Origin of the sequence: Longimicrobium sp. (assembly GCA_036389795.1) — a bacterium.
GTDB lineage: Bacteria > Gemmatimonadota > Gemmatimonadetes > Longimicrobiales > Longimicrobiaceae > Longimicrobium.
Genome location: DASVWD010000285.1, coordinates 48,044 through 64,287 on the forward strand (window position 1 = coordinate 48,044; position 16,244 = coordinate 64,287).

The window sequence follows — 16,244 nt, forward strand, 5'->3', positions numbered from 1 at the left end:
GGGCGCCCCGCCGCGGCGAGGCGCCCACCCGCCGGCCTGCCTCAGAGGTTGCGCGGGTTCGGGTCCTGGTTCCCCAGCCCGCCCGGCTCGCCGGGGTCGCGGCGCAGGGTGGGGTCGGAGTTCCCCAGCCCGCCGGCGCCCTGGTCCAGGTCCGCCGCGTGCAGGTCGTCGCGCACCGTGGCCCCGCCCTCGCGCACCACGTCGGCGCGCTCGCGGGCCAGGTCGGCCTCCACCGTCTGGTGCTCCACCACCTGCTGCTTGCGCACCACCAGCTCCTCCTTCGGCACCACCCGCTTCTCCACCACCACCTCCTCCTCGCGCAGCGGGATGCGGATCTCGTCCTCGGTGATCTGCGTGTCGGCGCGCAGCGGGTCGGTCACCGGGCGGCGCTCCACCGTCACCTCCTCGCGCATGGTGGGCACCGACTCGCGCACGTGCTCGGTCTCCACCCGCTTGTGCACCCCCACCTCGCCGGCCTGCACGCGCCGCTTCTGCAGCTCCAGCTCCTCCTCCGAGAGCGTCAGGCGCTGCTCGCCCTCCGCGCCCCGCCGCGCGCCGTAGAACCCGCTGTCGTCGAACGACTGGTGGCCGTAGAAGTCGTCCGCGGCGCCGCCCGCGGCCCCCGCCGCCCCCGCGGCCGTGGTCCCGCGGCCGAAGCTGTCGCGCACCGAGGTCTCGAAGTCGCGCGTGAGGGGCCGGTGGTCGTACGCCGGGAGGCTGGCCAGGTCCGACGCGTTCAGGTTGTCGACCACCACGCAGTCGCGCTCGCGCTCCAGCCGCGCGTAGCCGATCGGCACCAGCACGTGCCGGTCGGGGTCGCCGGCGATCAGCGAGTTGTCGAGGTCCACGTCCAGGTAGCGCACCTTCATGGCGCCCGTGTCGACCAGCAGCTCCTCCACCTCGCCGATCTTCCGCCCGTCGGCCGACACCACGTCCCAGCCGCGCACGTCGGGCTCGCCCTCGGCCACCTTGAAGTCGTCGAGCTGCTTGAGGGGCACCACCTGGTCCAGGTTCTCGTTGGGCATGGGTCCTCCTTGCTCAAGGGCGGCCGATCTCCCGGTGCCGCAACGACATCGGCCGCGTCTTCCAGGGGGTCGGGAGGGCGCCTCCGCGCGCCCGCCCCGGCTCACCGGGGGCCGTCACCCGTCGCACAACCCGTTCCATTCGCCGGGGGCGGCCCGTCCCGTTTCTGCTCTGGACAGGTGTTTGACAAACCTTGTGCAAGGCGGTTATGCTTGAGGTACGAGGTACGAGGTACGAGGTACGAGGTACGAGGTACGAGGTACGAGGTACGAGGTACGAGGTACGAGGTACGAGGTACGAGGTACGAGGTACGAGGTACGAGGTACGAGGTACGGCCGGGATCTTTCGCCGTTCCGTACCTCGTACTCCGTACCTCGACGAACATCGAAGGGAGATCGATGCCGGCACGCACGTGGCCGCGGCGGCTGGGGTTCGCGGTGAAGGTGGTGGGACGGGAGGGACTCAAGAGCAACGACGCGCGGCGCTGGCAGTCGGGCCCGCACCTGCGCGTGTCGATGGAGTACCTGCGCGCCATCCTCGACTACCTGGACGAGGTCGACGTGCGGATGTACCGCCTCTCCTCCGACTTCGTCCCGTACTGCACCCACCCCGACCTGCCGCAGTTCCACCGCCAGGTGGCCGAGTGCCGCGACGGCCTGGCCGGGCTGGGCCGCACCGCCCGCGAGCGCGGCATCCGCCTGTCGCTGCACCCCTCGCAGTACGTGCTGCTGAGCGCGCTCGACCCCGCCATCAACGCGAAGGGCATCGCCGACGTGAACGCGCAGGCCGAGCTGCTCGACGCGCTGGAGCAGGGGCCCGAGGCGGTGGTGGTCCTCCACCTGGGCGGCGCCTACGGCGACAAGGAGGCGGCGTGCGCGCGCTTCCGCGACAACTTCCCCCGCCTTTCCGAGGCCGGCCGCCGCCGCCTGGTGATCGAGAACGACGAGACGCTCTACACGGTCCAGGACTGCCTGCGCGTGCACGAGGCCGTGGGCGTCCCCGTCGTCTTCGACCACCAGCACCACCTGCTCAACCCCGGCACCCTCGCGATCGGCGAGGCCGTCCGGGCGGCGCTCGCCACCTGGCCCGCGGGGGTGACGCCCAAGGTGCACTTCTCGTCGCCGAGGCTCGACTCGCGCACCGTGGTCCGCGCGAAGAAGGAGGTCGCCGTCCCGCCGCTCCTCTCGCAGCACGCCGACTACGTGCACCCGTGGGAGTTCGCCGCCTTCCTGCGCGAGGCGGGCCCCGCCCCCTTCGACGTGATGCTGGAGGCCAAGCGGAAGGACCAGGCCCTGCTCAAGCTCCGCGCCGACCTCGACCGCCACCGCCTCTGGGGTTCTTCTCCCGCCGCATAAGCCTCTCTGCCAGCACCTGACGGGCCCGCCTCCGCGCGGCTCAGCGCCTCCATGCAGCCGGAACGTTTCGCAAAACGAACAAAGTGGATATTGTTCACTCCGTTCACGAGGGTCTTGCGCAACTATATCACCGTGTGTTATAGTCATGCCGGCGACGCTGACGAGGTACCTGGAGTTCGTACGGCTTCCCTCGTTCGAGCGCGGCGCGGAAGGTCTCCTCACTGAGGAGGACGTCCGTGCGCTCGAGCAGACGCTGATCCAGAATCCGCGCGCTGGCGCGGTGCTCCGTGATGGCGGAGGCGTGCGCAAGGTGCGCGCGGCCCTCGAGGGGCGCGGCACGAGCGGGAGCGTCCGGGTCGTCTACCTGTACGTGGAGGTCCGCGAGAAGGTCTACCTGCTGCTGGTGTTCGCCAAGAACCAGCAGGCGAACCTCTCGCCCGAGCAGTTGAAGCGCGTGCGGCAGCTGGTCGAAACACTCAAGGCGGAGGGGCGATGATGGCCACCGGGAAGGGAAAGCCGCGCGAGGGGAGCGCGTTCGGCGACGCGCTGATCGGGGCGCTGGAGGAGGCGGTCGCCTTCGAGCGGGGCGAACTGCCGGGGGTGCGCGTCGACCGCGTGGAGATCACCGCGCGCGACGTGCGGGTGGAGCCGCCGCCGGCGTATCCGCCGGCGCGGATCCGCGCGCTGCGCAGGAACCTCTCGCTCTCGCAGCAGGTGTTCGCCGAGGTGCTGAACGCCAGCCCCAGCGCGGTGCGCGCCTGGGAGCAGGGCCAGCGCGAGCCCGACGGCCCCTCGCGCCGGCTGCTGGAGATGGCGGAGCGGCACCCGGAGGCGCTGACGGACAACCTCTACGGCCGGCGCATCGAGGAGCTCCGCAGGCAGGGATGGCCGCGCATCGCCGCCGAGCGGCCGCTGAAGCCCTACGGCACGGAATGACGAAGCCCCGCGAAGAGCGGGGCTTCGTGTTTCGGCGTCCCGGCCGGCTTCGGTCAGGAGCCTGCGCCCGAGCGGAGGTGCCGCACCACCGCGTCGCCGGCCGCCCGGGTGCCGAGCGAGCCGCCCAGGTCGGCGGTGGTCTCGCCCGCAAGGATGGCGGCGCGCACGGCCGTCTCCACCCGACCGGCCTCGGCGGCGTGGCCGAGGTGGCGCAGCATCAGCCCGGCGGTGAGGATGGCGGCCAGGGGGTTGGCCCGGTCCTTCCCCGCGATGTCGGGGGCCGAGCCGTGCACGGGCTCGAACATGGAGACGCGCCCCGGGTGGATGTTCCCCGAGGCCGTGAGCCCCAGCCCTCCCACCAGCGCCGCCCCCAGGTCCGAGAGGATGTCGCCGAACAGGTTGCCGGTGACGATCACCCGGTAGCGCTTCGGGCGGCGCACCAGGTCCATCGCCAGCATGTCCACGTAGAGCGCCTCGGCCTCGATCTCCGGGTGCTCGGCGGCCACCTCCTTGAAGACGCGCCGCCAGAGCCCGCCGGCGTGCTCCATGGCGTTCGCCTTGTCGGACATGGTCACCCGCTCCAGGCCGTGCTCGCGCGCGTGGCCGAACGCCGCGCGGACGATGCGCTCCACCCCCTTGCGGGTGTTCACGTCTTCCTGCACGGCCACCTCGTCGGGGGTGCCCTGCTTGAAGACGCCGCCCATCCCCACGTACACGCCCTCGGTGTTCTCGCGGAAGATCACGAAGTCCACGTCGCGCTCCGTCTTCCCCTTGAGCGGGGTCAGGCGCTCGTGGAAGAGGCGCACCGGGCGGAAGTTGATGAACAGGTCCAGCCGGAAGCGCATCCCCAGCAGGATCTGGCGCGCGTGCTCGTTGCCGGGGACGCGCGGGTCGCCCAGCGCGCCCAGCAGCACGGCCCCGTAGTTGGCCTCCAGGTCGGCGAACTCGGCGTCGGTGATGGTCTGGCCGGTCTCCAGGTAGCGGTCGGCGCCGTGCGGCCACTCCACCAGCTCCAGGCGCGGGCCCCCCAGCTCCTCCAGCGCACCGAGCACCTTCACCGCCTCGCGCGTCACCTCCTTGCCCACTCCGTCGCCGGGAATCACCGCGATCCGCGCCATCTTCGCTCCGCTCGCTCGGGAGAGGGTGGAAAAGGAAGCGGCGAAGATACCCGGCCCCGCGCGAGGCGGTCAAGCACGGAATCCACCCTGGTCCTGTACGACCAGAATCCCTGTCGCCTATATTGAAACTGATATAACATGGAGAAGCGCCAGCTGAAGCCACTGGTGTGGGTCGGATCGTCAAAGCGAGACTTCGCAGCATTCCCCGACCCGGTTCAGGACGAGTTCGGGTATGCGCTGTTTCTCGCACAGGTGGGGCGGAAGTACGAAGGGGCGAAGCCGCTGAAGGGATTCAGTGGAGCTGGCGTGCTCGAGATAATGGGTGATTTCGACGGTGACACGTACCGGACCGTCTACACGGTGCGCTTCGACAGCGCTGTCTACGTGTTGCATGCTTTTCAGAAGAAGTCGAAACGCGGGATCGAGACGCCCAGGCACGAGATGGAATTGGTTACGGAGCGCCTTCAGTGGGCGCGCCGGATGCACCAGGAGATCACACGGAATCAGGAGCAGAGATGAAGAAGAAAGAGTCTGTGCCCGAATACGAGGTCAGCAGCGGCAACGTCTTTGCCGACGTTGGACGGGAGAACGCCGAAGAACTGCTCGCAAAGGCCGAACTGGTGCATCAGATCACCCTTCTGATCGAGCAGCGGGGGATTTCACAATCCCAGGCGGCGGAACTCTTGGGTACCACGCAACCTACGGTGTCTGACCTGATCCGCGGCCGGCTGTCGAAATTCTCGATGGAACGGCTGATCTACTTCCTGAACCGGCTGGACCGCGATGTGGAAATCGTCGTCCGCGAGAAGCCGGTGACGGAGGATCGCGCCCGGATCAGGGTCGCCGCGGCGTAGGATCGCCTGGCGAGCGGCGGCCCGTCATTCCGGCGCGAACGGGAAGCTCTCTTCCAGCGCGACCAGCTCGTCGCACGCCACCCGAAGCGCTTCCGCCAGCTGGTCGAGGCTGCCGGCCTCGCGATTGCCGAGGTCGACGTTCGTCTCCTGGCCGAGCGCGGTCTGCTCCAGGATCCGGCCCTCCACCACCCATCGTTCTTCCTCGTGACGGGTCTCCAGCCAGAAGCAGATCGCCCGCTCGTCAACCAGTTCCGCGTCCACCCAGCCTGCCAGATTCAGCCCGGCGCCTAGGAACTCGCGGACGTCGAGCCCGTCCCGCACGCCGGTGACGTCGGCGCGGCGGCGCAGGCGCACGGCCAGATCGATCATCCGCTCGCGCACGTACGCGAGCGCGCCGAGCAGCCGCGCCGCCGGATCGTCCGGGGTCTCAGCGCTCATGATTCTCGGGATGAGGGAAGCAGGCGCCGGGAGCCCGCTCAACGGGAGAGGGACTGCACGTAGCTGCTGACGGCGGCGACCTCCTCGTTGTCGAAGGTGCCGTCGCCGCGGGCGGGCATCGGGACGGGGAATTCGCCGGGGTCGGGGACGCCGCCGCGCACCACGGCGGCGATCTGGTCGGGGGCGCCGCCCTGGGCCCGGCGCCACTCGGCGTCCGCCAGCGAGGGGCCGAGCTGCGTTCCCCGGCCGCCCTCGCCGTGGCACATGATGCAGGCCTGGCGGTAGAGCTTCGCGCCGTCGGACCCGTCGTCGGCGGACGAGCGCGAGGCGGAGCTCGTTTCCTGGCCCGACGCCGGGGTGGCGGCGCGGGCGCCGCCCTCGCCGCCGAGCCTGTCGCACGCCGCCAGCAGCGCGAGCGCCAGGGTCCAGCCGATCGACCTACCTCTCCACATCACCGCCGTCCGTCCGGGATCCACGCGCGGCCCGCCCCCGGGGCCCCGCTTCGGAGGGCGCGGCTACCGCAAGCGGTGTTCCGGGGAGGGGGGCGGCGCCGGGGCGCCGGTCTCGCGCGGCCACCCGCACGAGGCGCAGAAGCGCCAGTCGGGCTCCACCATGGCGCTGCACTCGGGGCAGGGGATCGGCGCGAGCGCCCGCCCGCAGAAGGGGCAGAAGCGCGCCTCGCGGTCCTGCGGCAGCGCCGAGCGGCAGGTGGGGCAGGAGCGCAGGCGTGGCTTCGCCTTCGGCTGCGGCGCGGGCTCGGCCACCGTCGCGTCGCCGTCGGCCGAGGGGGCGGCGGGCGCCGGCTCCGCGGCCGCGGGGGCGGGCGGCGCGGCGTGGTCGGGCGCGGGGACCTCGGGGGCGTAGGGGTTCAGGTAGACGCCCACCTCCGCGTAGTCGCGGTAGATCCCCAGGATCGGGTTGGAGGTGCGCAGCTCGCGCTGGAACTCCTCCTGCACGTCGGCGCGCTCCACCACCAGGTAGTCGCGCTCGCCGGAGAGGAGCCTGAGCAGCGCGTGCTCGTACTCGGCCAGCTCCGCGAAGGCCAGCTCGGCGCGCACCGCGCGGTACGGCACCAGGTGCTGGTAGAGGTCGCCCACCGTGACCGGATGCCCCGGCTCGCGGAGGAGCACGTCGGCGATCCGCCGGTACAGGCGGTCGAGTGCGTCCATGGAAGCGAAGTGCGTGAGTGCGGAAGTGCGTGAGTGCGTTGAAAGAGCGGGAGCGCGCCGGGGGGCGCGCTCCCGCGCAATGTATCCCCGCGGACCGCCGCGCGTCAGGGGAGCGTGGCGCCCGGCGCGGCGCCGGGGGCGGTGAGCAGCGCGCGCACCTCGGCGGGGGCGCGCGCCAGCACGCGCTCGGCCTGCGCCGGGTAGCCCGACTCGCGCAGCGCGCGCACCAGCCCGGCCCAGGCGCGGGCCGAGGTGGAGTCGAGCAGCACCGCCTGCTGCAGGCGCTCGACGGCCTCGCGCTGGCGGCCGGTCTCCAGCAGCAGGTAGCCGAGCTCGGTGTTGAGCCCCGGGTGCTCGGGCGCGGCGGCCAGCCCCTCGCGCAGCTCGCGGGCGGCCTCGCCCCGCCGGCCGGACTGGCGGTAGATCTGCGCCAGGTAGTAGTGCGGCAGCGGCGCCCCGGGGTCTTCGCGCGCGGCCTGGCGGAAGAGCGTCTCCGCCCGCGGCGTCTGACCGGCCCGGTACGCCGCCTCGCCGTCGCGCAGGGCATCGGAGCCGCCGCCGCCGAGCAGCAGGACGGCCAGGAGCGCGAGCGCCGCCAGCGCCGCGGCGCCCGCCACCCACGGCCACGCGGGGCGGGTGCGGGAGACGTGCGGGACGGGGTGCACCAGCTCCCGGTCTTCCGGCGGCTGGGGGATCAGCGTCTCGTCGGCCCCGAGCACGGGGTCTTCGAGCGGCGCGTCGGCGGGGTGGGCGCGCACGTGGCGCTGCAGCCCGTCGGCCACGGCCAGGGCGGTCTCGGCGTCGCGGGGGGCGGCGTCGCCGCCCTCCGAGGCCAGGCGCGCGGCGGTGGCGGAGAGGTCGTGGAAGGCGGCGGCCAGCTCCATCGGCAGGCGGTCGCGCCGGCGCAGCTCGGCCAGCAGGGCGTCGGTGGGGAGGTCGTCGGGCGAGAGCGCCTTCAGCCGGAGCTCCACCGGCGCGGTGGGGTCGTCGCGCAGCATGCGCCGGAGCGCCGCCTCGGCCGCGCGGGCGACGCGCACCACCGCGCCGGCGCGGACCTCGCCGGCGCGCAGGCTCTCCAGGTCCAGCGCCACGCTCCGCAGCGGGCGCAGGGTGGACTCGGGGTCGTGGCTCACGGCTCGCTCCTCCCGGGGAGAGACGAAGCGGGCCGCCCGGCCGCCGCGCGGGTCGCGCGGGGCCGGACGGCCAGCGGGGGGCTCGGCGCCGGGGCCGGCATCCGATCGGGGCGCCTCAGGACTCGATGCGCAGCAGGCCCAGGCGGGCGCCCGCCCTCAGGAACGCCTCGGCGCTGTCGCAGGGGATGGTGCGCCCGGTGCGCTCGCGGATCTGGCGCGCGGCGCGGCGCATGTACACCGACAGCGGCAGCCCCGGCTCGGAGCGGTCGCGCATCCCGCGCAGGATGTCGTCCCAGGTGCCCTCGTACAGCGTGCCCTCCATGGTGCGCACGCGGTGCACCTTCACCTCGGTCTCGCGCCCCTCGCCGGGGGCGTTCAGCATCCGCATGATGAAGTCGATCTGCGCCGAGAGCTCCAGCGGCTTCTCGGCCTCCTCCTCGGCCCCCTCGAACGACGACTCGACCTCGGCCAGCAGGTGGTCGACCTCGTCGGGCTCGGCCTCGAGCTCGGCGATGCGCTCGCGCCAGGGCCCGAGCGCGGGGTCGTCGTCGGCCGCGCGGTCCACCGAGGCCTTGAGCTCCAGGAAGCGCCAGAGCGAGAGGGTGTCCCAGTGCTCCGCCGGCGGGACGCGCTCCAGCTCGCGCAGCGCGCCGGCCAGGTCGCCGCGGTCGTGCAGCAGGTGCGCCAGATAGATGCGGGCCTCGTGCAGGTCGCCGTCCAGCCGGAGCGCCCGGCGCAGCTCGCGGCGCGCGCCCACGTCGTCGCCCAGGGCGTGCAGGGTGTAGCCGCGGGCGGCGGCCACCTCGGCGCTCTCGGGGTGCGCGGCCGAGAGCGAGGCGAAGCGGTGCTTGGCGTCGGCGAAGAGCCCCTCGCGGTAGAGCGCCCGCCCCATGGTGAGCCCCAGCTCCAGGTCTTCGGCCAGCCCCATGGCGTCGACCGTGGCGAAGCACTTGAGCGCCTCGTCCACGCGGCCGAACTTGAGCAGGGTCTCGCCGAGCCCCACCCAGGCGTCCTCGTACTCGGGGTCGAGCTCCAGCGCCGTCTCGAAGGAGATGCGCGCCCAGGCGTACTCCTCGCGCGCGATCCGCACGTAGCCGAGACCCACGTGCAGGAGCACCGAGTCGGGGTGCCGGCGCAGCCCCTCGCGCAGCAGCTCCAGCGCCTCGTCGTAGTCGCCCGCCTCGTAGAGGCGGTGCGCCTGCTCGTCGAACTCTTCCGCGCTGAGGAAAGAGGTGCCCATGCAGCCTTGTCCTGAAGGGAGAGGTCTCACGCGGGCGCGGGCGGGGGATCCGACCGCGTGCGGAACTCCTGGGGGGGCGGGGCCGGCCGGGGTGCGGCGGCTGCCCGGTCAAATATAAGCGGCGCCGCAAGCTGCAACCAGTCCCGCGTACAGTTTCGCCGGGCTTGCGACGGGGCGGCGGGGGCGGCACATTTCTATCCCCTGTCCGGTTTCCCGCGTTTCGAGTCCAGAGGAGGAAGATGCTCGACCGGCTGTTCGGCCGCCGCCGCCTGAGCCCCGAGGCCAAGCGCAAGCTGCTGGTGATCGCCGCGCGCTCCGAGGAGAACATCGTGGAGACGCACGTGGCGAACATCCTCGACATGATCGACATGCTGGGCGACGAGGTGGACATCGACCGCGCCATCGAGCTGTACGGCGAGATGCTGCCGATGGACGAGCACGTGGCGGCCACGGTGGCCAACCGGGTGATCGCACGCCACGAGGACGCCCCCCGGGGCGGCCGCGGCGGGGGGCAGCAGCAGGGCGGCCGCTTCTCCCAGGTCTTCCGCGACCCGGGCCGCGACTCCGGCCCGGGCCGCCGCTAGCCCCGCCTTCCGCCGCACGCTTCCGCGACGCGTTCAGTTTCCGGACGGCGGCCGGCCCCGGGCGCGCCGGTCCTCGCGATTTCCGCGGCGCGCCAGCACCTGCGGCGAGCGGAGTGTCGAATCTTCCGACACTCCGCTCTTCCCTTCCTGCTCGGTCGCGGATCGTGCAAGTCTGTTATTTACAATCGCTTGGGTCGATTGAAGACGCGCGGTCCGCCCCTTGCCTTCCGCGACGCCGCCCGGTTCAGGACACCGGGAGCACCGATCGTCTTCCCTCTCCCACTTGCGCAGGCCCAAGTGATCGCACGAGCCGCCGTTCCCGTCGCGCGCCCCGCCGCGCCCTCCTCGCCGTCCCTGGTGGGCAACAAGCGCCCGCAGCCGCACCGCTTCCACCTGACCTCCGGCCGCGTGCTGGAGGGCAACATGCACCGCGCCCCCAACACCCGCCTGGCCGACCACCTGTCGACCATCAAGGGCTTCGTCTCGCTGACCGACGTGTGCTGCGCCGCCACGGGCGAGCGCTTCCCCTACATCGTCGTGAACCAGGACCACATCCTCTTCATCGAGGAGGTGCAGCCGGTCGAGCCCGCCGGGGCCACCCTGCGCGCCGGCGGCCTGGCCGCGGTGGGGAGCTGAGAACATCCGGGCCTCACGCAGAGTCAGCAGAGTCAGCAGAGGACTACGAACTGCATTTGAATCACACAGAGACACAGAGACACAGAGGAACGGAGAACCGCGATGAAGTTCTCCGTTCCTCTGTGTCTCTGTGTGAGGCCTTTCTGTTCTTTGGAGCCGGCGCGGTGGGAGGCCGTTCCGGAAGCAGAGAGGCGCCGTCAGCCCGCCGCCCGGTCGCTGGCGGGGACGGCGTCGGCGGTGGGCGAGGGGCGGTGGCAGAGGCGCACCACCGTGACGCGGCGCTCCTCGGTCTCCTCCACCTTCAGCTCCACCTCGCCGTCCACGCCGGGGGCCGCCACCCGGTCGCCGGCGACGGGGACGCGGCCCAGGGTGCCGAAGACGTAGCCGCCCAGGGTGTCGAACTCCTCCTCGGGCAGCCGCAGGCCGAAGCGCTCGTTGACTTCCCACAGGCTGGTGGCGCCGTCGATCAGCACGTCGCCCTCGGGGGTGGGCTCGAACTCGGGCTCGGGCTCGTCGTACTCGTCGGCGATCTCGCCCACGATCTCCTCCAGCAGGTCCTCCATGGTCACCAGGCCGTGCGTGCCGCCGTACTCGTCGAGCACGATGGCCAGGTGCACCTTGTTCTGCCGGAGCTCCGAGAGCAGCTCGCTCACCCGCTTGGTGCCGGGGACGAAGTACGCCGGGCGCAGGACGCTGCGCAGGTCGAAGCCGGTCTGCTCCAGCTCCTCCCGGTTCTCCAGCAGCGGCAGGAGGTCCTTGGTGAGCAGCACGCCCACGATCGAGTCGACCGAGCCCTCGTAGACGGGGTAGCGCGAGTGCCCCTCCTCGATGGCGATCCGCACCAGCTCGTCGAAGCCGGTGTCGACGGAGACGGCCACCATGGCGGTGCGCGGCGTCATCACCTCGCGCGCCACCGTCTCGGCGAACTCGAAGACGCCGCGGATCATGTCGCGCTCGTCGGGCTCGATCTCGCCGGGGTCGGCGCCGTGCGTCACCAGCATGCGCAGCTCCTCGGGGGTCTGCATCAGCGGGTGGAAGCCGCTGGTGCGGACTCCACAGAGCCGCACGACGGCGCGCACCAGGAAGCCGAGCGGGGTGGTGACCGGCCACAGCACCCACGCCGCCATCTCCAGGAAGGGGATGGAGACGTGCGCGGTGATCCACTCGGCGCGGTGGATGGCCACCAGCTTGGGCACCTGCTGGCCGATGGTCGCGTGCAGGACCACCACCGCGCCCAGCGCCAGCAGGAGGGCGGGGACGGGGAGCACGCCCAGCGGCTCCAGCCAGTCGCGCGCGGCGCGCACGGCGTAGTAGCCCAGCAGCACCGAGGCCAGGCTGCGCCCCAGCTGCGCGGCGAACACCAGCTCCTCCAGGCGGTCGAGCGAGGGGAGCACGCGCGCCGAGCGGGGGTCGCCCAGGCGTACGTTCTGTTCGATGCGGTTGCGGCGGACGGCGATGAGGGCGAACTCGGCGGCCACCAGGAAGGCGTTCGCCGCGATCAGCGCCAGCGCTATGAAAAGGGGGAAACTACTCGGGTCGGGGTCCATGGAAGGTCAGGACGGGCCCGGGACCCCGGACGTCGGGGACCCGCTCACGCGGACGGGCTGCAGCGGGAAAGGGCTGGTGGTGCGGCCCTTCCCCCGGCCCGGCCGCGCGTGGCGCCTCAGGCCGCCGCGGTGGCGGCGCCGGCGCCGGAGCTGCCGATCACCGGCCGGCAGAAGCGCAGGCCGATGGACTCCAGCTCCTTGAGCTCCTCGGGCTTGAGCGACGGATAGCGCTCGCCCAGGAACTCGATGGTATCCTTCATCCACTCCACCTGCTGCTCCTCGCTGGAGCCGAGGACGCCGCAGCGGTGGATGTGGGAGAACAGCTCGTTGCGGGCGTCGTCCAGCTCGGACGAACGCTGCGGTTTGCGGTTCCGGTCACGATTACGGCTCAAATCTTCCTCCTCTTCCTCTTACGAAAGGCATCCCTCGCGCGGAGGGGAAACGGGTGATCCGGGAGTACGGGGAAATATAGTGGTTTCCGCCGCTCCGCGAAACCGTCCGGAGCGGCTTTCCGGTCCGCCGCTTGCGATCGTCCCGGCGCGCTCCCCGGAAGCCTTCCGGTGCCCGACCCCCGTGCTTCCCCGATGCCGCGCCCGCCGCTCTCCCGACTCGCGCGCCTGCCGCCGCGCCGCGCCTGGTGGCGCACGGCGGGGTACCGCGCGCGCGTCACGGACATCGACACCTACCGGGTGCATTCCGTCGAGGCGGGCGAGGGGCCGGAAGCCGTGGTGCTCCTGCACGGCCTCTCGGGCTCGTCGCGCTGGTGGCGGGGCAACGTCCCGGCCCTGGCGGAAACGAGGAAGGTGCTGGTGCCGGACGTGATCGGCTTCGGGCGGAGCCGCTGCCCGGGGCCGCTGCCGGACGTGCCGGCGCTGGCGGACGTGCTGGCGCGGTGGATCGAGGCGGTGGCGGACGCTCCGGTCCACCTGGTGGGCCACTCGCTGGGCGGGCACCTGGCCATCCACCTGGCGGCGCGCCGGCCGGAGCGGGTGCGCCGCCTGGTGCTGGCCGACGCGGCGGGGATCCCGCGGCGGGTCGACGCGCGGATGCTGATGCGCTTCGCCTGGGAGGTGGCGCCGCCCAGGCGCTGGGGCGACCCGCGCTTCCTCCCGGTGATCTGGCGCGACGCGCTGGCGGCGGGCCCGTTCAACGTGCTGGCGGGGCTGCGCCACACGCTGAAGGACGACGTGCGCCCGCTCCTGCCGCGGATCCGGGCGCCCACGCTCGTCCTCTGGGGCGAGCGCGACAGCATCGTCCCCCTGGAGCACGCGCGCATCCTCAGGGACGGGATCCCGGACGCGCGGCTGCTGGTGCTGGAGGGGGCCTACCACAACCCGATGGTGGACCGGGCCGAGGCGTTCAACGCGGCGGTGCTGGGGTTCCTGGCGGGGGAGGAGGTGGGGGAGTGAGGGAGTGCGAAAGTGCGAAAGTGCGAAAGTACGAAAGTGCGAAAGTGCGAAAGTGCGAAAGTGCGAAAGTGCGAAAGTGCGTGAGTGCCACACGGCGATGACGTGAGCTCGATGACGCTGGGGGAGGCGGCGGAGGCGTGGAGCCGCACGCACCGGGTGGACGCGGAGGGGTGCGAGATCCGCTTCCGCGAGGCCGGGCGCGGGCCGAGCCTGGTGCTGGTGCACGGGCTGGGGCTCTCGGCGGACTTCTGGGCGCGCAACGGGCCCCCGCTGGCGGCGGCGGGGTTCCGCGTCCTGGCGCCGGACCTGCCGGGCTTCGGGCGGACGGAGGGGCCGCCGCTGCTGCCGGTGGAGGAGCAGGCGCGCTGGGTGGCCCGCTGGGCGGACGCCGTCGGGCTGGGGCCGGCGGCGTACGTGGGGCACTCGGTCAGCTGCCAGACGGCGCTGGAGCTGGCGGCCGGCGCGCCGGAGCGGGTGACGGCGCTGGTGCTGGCGGCGCCCACGGGCGACCCGGCGCCCGGGCGGCTGCTGCGGCAGGCGGCGGGCTTCGTGGTGGACCCGGTGTTCGAGCCGCTCGACCTCTTCGTCTCGGTGGGCGAGAACTACCTGCGCGCCGGCTTCGGGCGCTGGCTGCGCACCTGGGTGGCGGCGGGGCGCCACGACACCATGGCGGCGGCCCGGCGGGCGCGCGCGCCGGGGATCGTGCTGCTGGGCAAGCACGACCCCGTGGTGCGCCGCGGCTTCGCGCGGGAGCTGGCGGAGGCGCTCCCGGGCGGGCGGTGCGTGGTGCTCCCGGCGGGCGCGCACGCCATCGTCTTCGACGCGGCGGAGGAGTTCAACGCCGCGGTGGTGAAGTTCCTCCGCAAGGTGCTCCCGGAGGCGCGCTCCGCCGACCCGTGATCTCCCGATCCGGAAAACACTAGGCCTCGCGCAGAGGAAGCAGAGGTAGCAGAGGAAATCACGACCCGTGATGAGCTCTCTGCTTCCTCTGCTTCCTCTGCTTCCTCTGCTTCCTCTGCTGACTCTGCTGACTCTGCTGACTCTGCTGACTCTGCGTGAGAAACGTCTTTTCCGTCCGGCGGTTGCAGGGCGGGAGCGCGCGGCTAGAATACTGTCCGACACGAGCGCGGCGGGGGAGGGCGACGGGGCCCTTCCCCGCCGGTCTATCGGGAGATGCGGGGGAGCGGGGATGGAGCGCGAGCAGGCGGACGCGATGGTGGGGGCGGAGGCCACGGCGCCGGTGCCCGGGTGGGGGTGGACCGAGACGGCGCTGGCGGTGATGGTGCTGGTGTGGGGCGTCAACTTCGCCGTGGTCAAGCGCGCGCTGGCGGCGTTCGACCCGCTGGCCTTCAACGCGGTGCGCTTCGTGATCGCCTCCGCGGCGGTGGGGGCGGTGCTGCGCTCCCGGGGGCCGCTGGCGCTCCCCGCGCGGCGCGACCTGCCGCGCATCCTGGCGCTGGGGCTGCTCGGCAACGTGCTGTACCAGATGTGCTTCATCCTGGGCCTCGCCCGCGCCCGCGCCGGCACCGCCAGCCTGATGCTGGCGGTGACGCCGATCTTCACCGCGCTCCTCTCGGCGCTCACGGGGCACGAGCGGCCGGGGTGGCGCACCTGGGCGGGGGCGGCGCTCTCCATCGGCGGGGTGGCGCTGGTGACGGGGGCGGGGCTCTCGCTGGAGGGGCGCGAGGAGCTGACGGGCGACCTGATCCTGCTGGGCGCCGCGGCGGTGTGGGCGCTCTACACGGTGGGCGCCCGGCCGGTGGTGCGGCGCTACGGCTCGGTGGCCACCACGGCGTGGACGCTGTGGGTGGGCACCGTGGGGCTGGTGCTGGCGGGGGTGCCGGCCACGGCGGCGCAGCGGTGGGACGTGGGGTGGGAGGCGTGGGGCGGGCTGGTGTTCTCGGCGCTCTTCGCCATCGGGCTGGCGTACCTGATCTGGTACCGCGGGGTGGAGAAGATCGGCAACACGCGCACGGCCATCTTCTCCAACCTCACCCCCGTGGTGGCGATGACGGCCGCCGCCGTGCTGCTGAAGGAGACGCCGTCCACGTGGGCGCTGGTGGGCGCGGCGCTCACCCTCACGGGCGTGATGGTGGTGCGCTCGGACCAGGGAACCGCAGGGGACGGGGAATAGGGGACGGCCGGCGAACCGCCCGGCCGTCCCCGTCTCTCTCCGCTCAGCAGCGCGGCGGCAGGCCGGTGCAGCCGCGCGCGGTGAGGCAGGCGTCCACCTCCGACCCGCAGAGGGGATCGAACGGGAGGTTCGACGGCGCCCGGAGCTCGGCCGCGCTCTCGGCGGCGGCGGGCTCGAACGACTCCACGGTCAGGCTTGCCAGGTCGAGCTTGGTGCGCATGGCTGGATCTCCGGTCTGGGGACGCGGCGCTGCGGGCGTCCTGCCCCGCCCCCCGTGCTCCGGCGCGGGGAGGCGCGCCCAGCGCAAAGGCTGCACCACGCCTGGGCCGGACCTCCGACAACGGAACAGGGGACAGCCACGACCCGTCGGCTGTCCCCTGTTCCCCTGTACCCTGTCGGTTCAGACGCAGGGGCCGACCACCTCGGTGCAGCCGCGCCCGGTCGGACAGGCGTCCACCGCGGAGGCGCAGTTGGGGCCGCCGCCCTGCGTCGGCGCGAGGAACTCGATCCCGCCCTCGCGGGCGGCAGTCTCGAACGACTCCACGCTCAGCGTGTCGAGGTTGAGCTGGATCTTGCGCATGGTAGTGTCTCCCGTTGGGGTAGGTATCGGCGTGGCGGGGCGGCGTCGCTGCCGGCCCCGGCATCCTCCGCGGTCCGGCGCACCGCGG

At 72.7% G+C, this 16,244-nt stretch carries 21 protein-coding genes; 10 read left to right on the forward strand and 11 right to left on the reverse strand.

Translation table 11 applies throughout. The features are described 5' to 3' along the window. Window positions 1-41: 41 nt before the first annotated feature. Window positions 42-1,025, reverse strand: a complete 984-nt coding sequence (locus tag VF746_32025) for a DUF2382 domain-containing protein (protein HEX8697091.1) — start codon at window positions 1,023-1,025, stop codon at window positions 42-44. Window positions 1,026-1,421: 396 nt separating this feature from the next. Between VF746_32025 and uvsE the strand changes: the two genes are divergently transcribed. The 3 genes from uvsE to VF746_32040 all read left to right on the forward strand — a co-directional run bounded on the left by uvsE (window position 1,422) and on the right by VF746_32040 (window position 3,314). Further along, window positions 1,422-2,378 (forward strand): UV DNA damage repair endonuclease UvsE, encoded by a 957-nt coding sequence (gene uvsE / locus VF746_32030; protein HEX8697092.1) that lies wholly within the window; start codon window positions 1,422-1,424, stop codon window positions 2,376-2,378. 145 nt (window positions 2,379-2,523) lie between these two features. After that, the gene (locus VF746_32035) at window positions 2,524-2,874 is read left to right on the forward strand and encodes a type II toxin-antitoxin system RelE/ParE family toxin (protein ID HEX8697093.1); all 351 of its coding nucleotides are present in this window, start codon (window positions 2,524-2,526) and stop codon (window positions 2,872-2,874) included. Next, complete coding sequence (locus VF746_32040) at window positions 2,871-3,314, forward strand: helix-turn-helix domain-containing protein (protein ID HEX8697094.1); 444 nt, start codon at window positions 2,871-2,873, stop codon at window positions 3,312-3,314. The genes VF746_32035 and VF746_32040 overlap by 4 nt, the downstream gene beginning before the upstream one ends. 53 nt (window positions 3,315-3,367) lie before the next feature. On the opposite strand, the gene VF746_32045 is transcribed toward VF746_32040, so the two are convergent. Then, window positions 3,368-4,432 (reverse strand): 3-isopropylmalate dehydrogenase, encoded by a 1,065-nt coding sequence (locus VF746_32045; protein HEX8697095.1) that lies wholly within the window; start codon window positions 4,430-4,432, stop codon window positions 3,368-3,370. Window positions 4,433-4,570: 138 nt separating this feature from the next. Between VF746_32045 and VF746_32050 the strand changes: the two genes are divergently transcribed. Together VF746_32050 and VF746_32055 are read left to right on the forward strand one after the other, a co-directional pair. Continuing rightward, entirely contained in the window at window positions 4,571-4,951 is a 381-nt protein-coding gene (locus tag VF746_32050; protein HEX8697096.1) for a type II toxin-antitoxin system RelE/ParE family toxin, read from the forward strand. Next, complete coding sequence (locus tag VF746_32055; GenBank protein ID HEX8697097.1) at window positions 4,948-5,286, forward strand: helix-turn-helix transcriptional regulator; 339 nt, start codon at window positions 4,948-4,950, stop codon at window positions 5,284-5,286. The genes VF746_32050 and VF746_32055 overlap by 4 nt, the downstream gene beginning before the upstream one ends. A 24-nt stretch (window positions 5,287-5,310) precedes the next feature. Here VF746_32055 and VF746_32060 read toward each other — a convergent pair whose 3' ends face one another. From VF746_32060 to VF746_32080, 5 genes are all read right to left on the reverse strand, one after another. Then, window positions 5,311-5,724: a hypothetical protein gene (locus VF746_32060; GenBank protein HEX8697098.1), complete on the reverse strand. Its 414-nt coding sequence runs from the start codon at window positions 5,722-5,724 to the stop codon at window positions 5,311-5,313. 38 nt (window positions 5,725-5,762) lie between these two features. Beyond that, window positions 5,763-6,176 (reverse strand): cytochrome c, encoded by a 414-nt coding sequence (locus VF746_32065; protein HEX8697099.1) that lies wholly within the window; start codon window positions 6,174-6,176, stop codon window positions 5,763-5,765. Between the two features lie 63 nt (window positions 6,177-6,239). Beyond that, window positions 6,240-6,893 (reverse strand): zinc ribbon domain-containing protein, encoded by a 654-nt coding sequence (locus tag VF746_32070; protein HEX8697100.1) that lies wholly within the window; start codon window positions 6,891-6,893, stop codon window positions 6,240-6,242. A 104-nt stretch (window positions 6,894-6,997) separates the two neighbouring features. Beyond that, a complete protein-coding gene (locus VF746_32075) occupies window positions 6,998-8,026 on the reverse strand; it encodes a tetratricopeptide repeat protein (protein HEX8697101.1) in 1,029 nt (342 codons plus the stop codon). Window positions 8,027-8,141: 115 nt separating this feature from the next. Beyond that, window positions 8,142-9,266: a tetratricopeptide repeat protein gene (locus VF746_32080; protein HEX8697102.1), complete on the reverse strand. Its 1,125-nt coding sequence runs from the start codon at window positions 9,264-9,266 to the stop codon at window positions 8,142-8,144. 239 nt (window positions 9,267-9,505) lie between these two features. On the opposite strand from VF746_32080, the gene VF746_32085 reads away from it, so the two are divergent. Then, the gene (locus tag VF746_32085) at window positions 9,506-9,850 is read left to right on the forward strand and encodes a hypothetical protein (GenBank protein ID HEX8697103.1); all 345 of its coding nucleotides are present in this window, start codon (window positions 9,506-9,508) and stop codon (window positions 9,848-9,850) included. 297 nt (window positions 9,851-10,147) lie between these two features. Next, complete coding sequence (locus VF746_32090) at window positions 10,148-10,486, forward strand: hypothetical protein (GenBank protein ID HEX8697104.1); 339 nt, start codon at window positions 10,148-10,150, stop codon at window positions 10,484-10,486. A gap of 197 nt (window positions 10,487-10,683) precedes the next feature. Here VF746_32090 and VF746_32095 read toward each other — a convergent pair whose 3' ends face one another. Further along, entirely contained in the window at window positions 10,684-12,033 is a 1,350-nt protein-coding gene (locus VF746_32095; protein ID HEX8697105.1) for a hemolysin family protein, read from the reverse strand. 116 nt (window positions 12,034-12,149) lie between these two features. Continuing rightward, window positions 12,150-12,425, reverse strand: a complete 276-nt coding sequence (locus VF746_32100) for a hypothetical protein (GenBank protein ID HEX8697106.1) — start codon at window positions 12,423-12,425, stop codon at window positions 12,150-12,152. Window positions 12,426-12,593: 168 nt separating this feature from the next. Here VF746_32100 and VF746_32105 point away from each other — a divergent pair, with 168 nt between their 5' ends. From VF746_32105 to VF746_32115, 3 genes are all read left to right on the forward strand, one after another. After that, window positions 12,594-13,442 carry an alpha/beta fold hydrolase gene (locus VF746_32105; GenBank protein HEX8697107.1) on the forward strand — a complete coding sequence of 283 codons (849 nt, stop codon included), beginning with the start codon at window positions 12,594-12,596 and terminating at the stop codon, window positions 13,440-13,442. A gap of 111 nt (window positions 13,443-13,553) precedes the next feature. Then, window positions 13,554-14,342, forward strand: a complete 789-nt coding sequence (locus VF746_32110; protein HEX8697108.1) for an alpha/beta hydrolase — start codon at window positions 13,554-13,556, stop codon at window positions 14,340-14,342. Window positions 14,343-14,631: 289 nt separating this feature from the next. After that, window positions 14,632-15,576 carry an EamA family transporter gene (locus tag VF746_32115; protein ID HEX8697109.1) on the forward strand — a complete coding sequence of 315 codons (945 nt, stop codon included), beginning with the start codon at window positions 14,632-14,634 and terminating at the stop codon, window positions 15,574-15,576. Window positions 15,577-15,619: 43 nt separating this feature from the next. Here VF746_32115 and VF746_32120 read toward each other — a convergent pair whose 3' ends face one another. Both VF746_32120 and VF746_32125 read right to left on the reverse strand, forming a co-directional pair. Continuing rightward, window positions 15,620-15,796, reverse strand: a complete 177-nt coding sequence (locus VF746_32120) for a hypothetical protein (protein HEX8697110.1) — start codon at window positions 15,794-15,796, stop codon at window positions 15,620-15,622. 180 nt (window positions 15,797-15,976) lie between these two features. Next, window positions 15,977-16,156, reverse strand: coding sequence for a hypothetical protein (locus VF746_32125; GenBank protein ID HEX8697111.1), 180 nt, complete (start codon window positions 16,154-16,156; stop codon window positions 15,977-15,979). Window positions 16,157-16,244: the final 88 nt, after the last annotated feature.

Coding starts and splice junctions, on each gene's coding strand:
- VF746_32120 (HEX8697110.1), bottom strand. CDS start 15,796: ATGCGCACCAAGCTCGACCTGGCAAGCCTGACCGTGGAGTCGTTCGAG.
- VF746_32115 (HEX8697109.1), top strand. CDS start 14,632: ATGGAGCGCGAGCAGGCGGACGCGATGGTGGGGGCGGAGGCCACGGCG.
- VF746_32040 (HEX8697094.1), top strand. CDS start 2,871: ATGATGGCCACCGGGAAGGGAAAGCCGCGCGAGGGGAGCGCGTTCGGC.
- VF746_32070 (HEX8697100.1), bottom strand. CDS start 6,893: ATGGACGCACTCGACCGCCTGTACCGGCGGATCGCCGACGTGCTCCTC.
- VF746_32035 (HEX8697093.1), top strand. CDS start 2,524: ATGCCGGCGACGCTGACGAGGTACCTGGAGTTCGTACGGCTTCCCTCG.
- VF746_32050 (HEX8697096.1), top strand. CDS start 4,571: ATGGAGAAGCGCCAGCTGAAGCCACTGGTGTGGGTCGGATCGTCAAAG.
- uvsE (HEX8697092.1), top strand. CDS start 1,422: ATGCCGGCACGCACGTGGCCGCGGCGGCTGGGGTTCGCGGTGAAGGTG.
- VF746_32125 (HEX8697111.1), bottom strand. CDS start 16,156: ATGCGCAAGATCCAGCTCAACCTCGACACGCTGAGCGTGGAGTCGTTC.
- VF746_32080 (HEX8697102.1), bottom strand. CDS start 9,266: ATGGGCACCTCTTTCCTCAGCGCGGAAGAGTTCGACGAGCAGGCGCAC.
- VF746_32055 (HEX8697097.1), top strand. CDS start 4,948: ATGAAGAAGAAAGAGTCTGTGCCCGAATACGAGGTCAGCAGCGGCAAC.
- VF746_32110 (HEX8697108.1), top strand. CDS start 13,554: ATGACGCTGGGGGAGGCGGCGGAGGCGTGGAGCCGCACGCACCGGGTG.
- VF746_32045 (HEX8697095.1), bottom strand. CDS start 4,432: ATGGCGCGGATCGCGGTGATTCCCGGCGACGGAGTGGGCAAGGAGGTG.
- VF746_32085 (HEX8697103.1), top strand. CDS start 9,506: ATGCTCGACCGGCTGTTCGGCCGCCGCCGCCTGAGCCCCGAGGCCAAG.
- VF746_32095 (HEX8697105.1), bottom strand. CDS start 12,033: ATGGACCCCGACCCGAGTAGTTTCCCCCTTTTCATAGCGCTGGCGCTG.
- VF746_32025 (HEX8697091.1), bottom strand. CDS start 1,025: ATGCCCAACGAGAACCTGGACCAGGTGGTGCCCCTCAAGCAGCTCGAC.
- VF746_32065 (HEX8697099.1), bottom strand. CDS start 6,176: ATGTGGAGAGGTAGGTCGATCGGCTGGACCCTGGCGCTCGCGCTGCTG.
- VF746_32060 (HEX8697098.1), bottom strand. CDS start 5,724: ATGAGCGCTGAGACCCCGGACGATCCGGCGGCGCGGCTGCTCGGCGCG.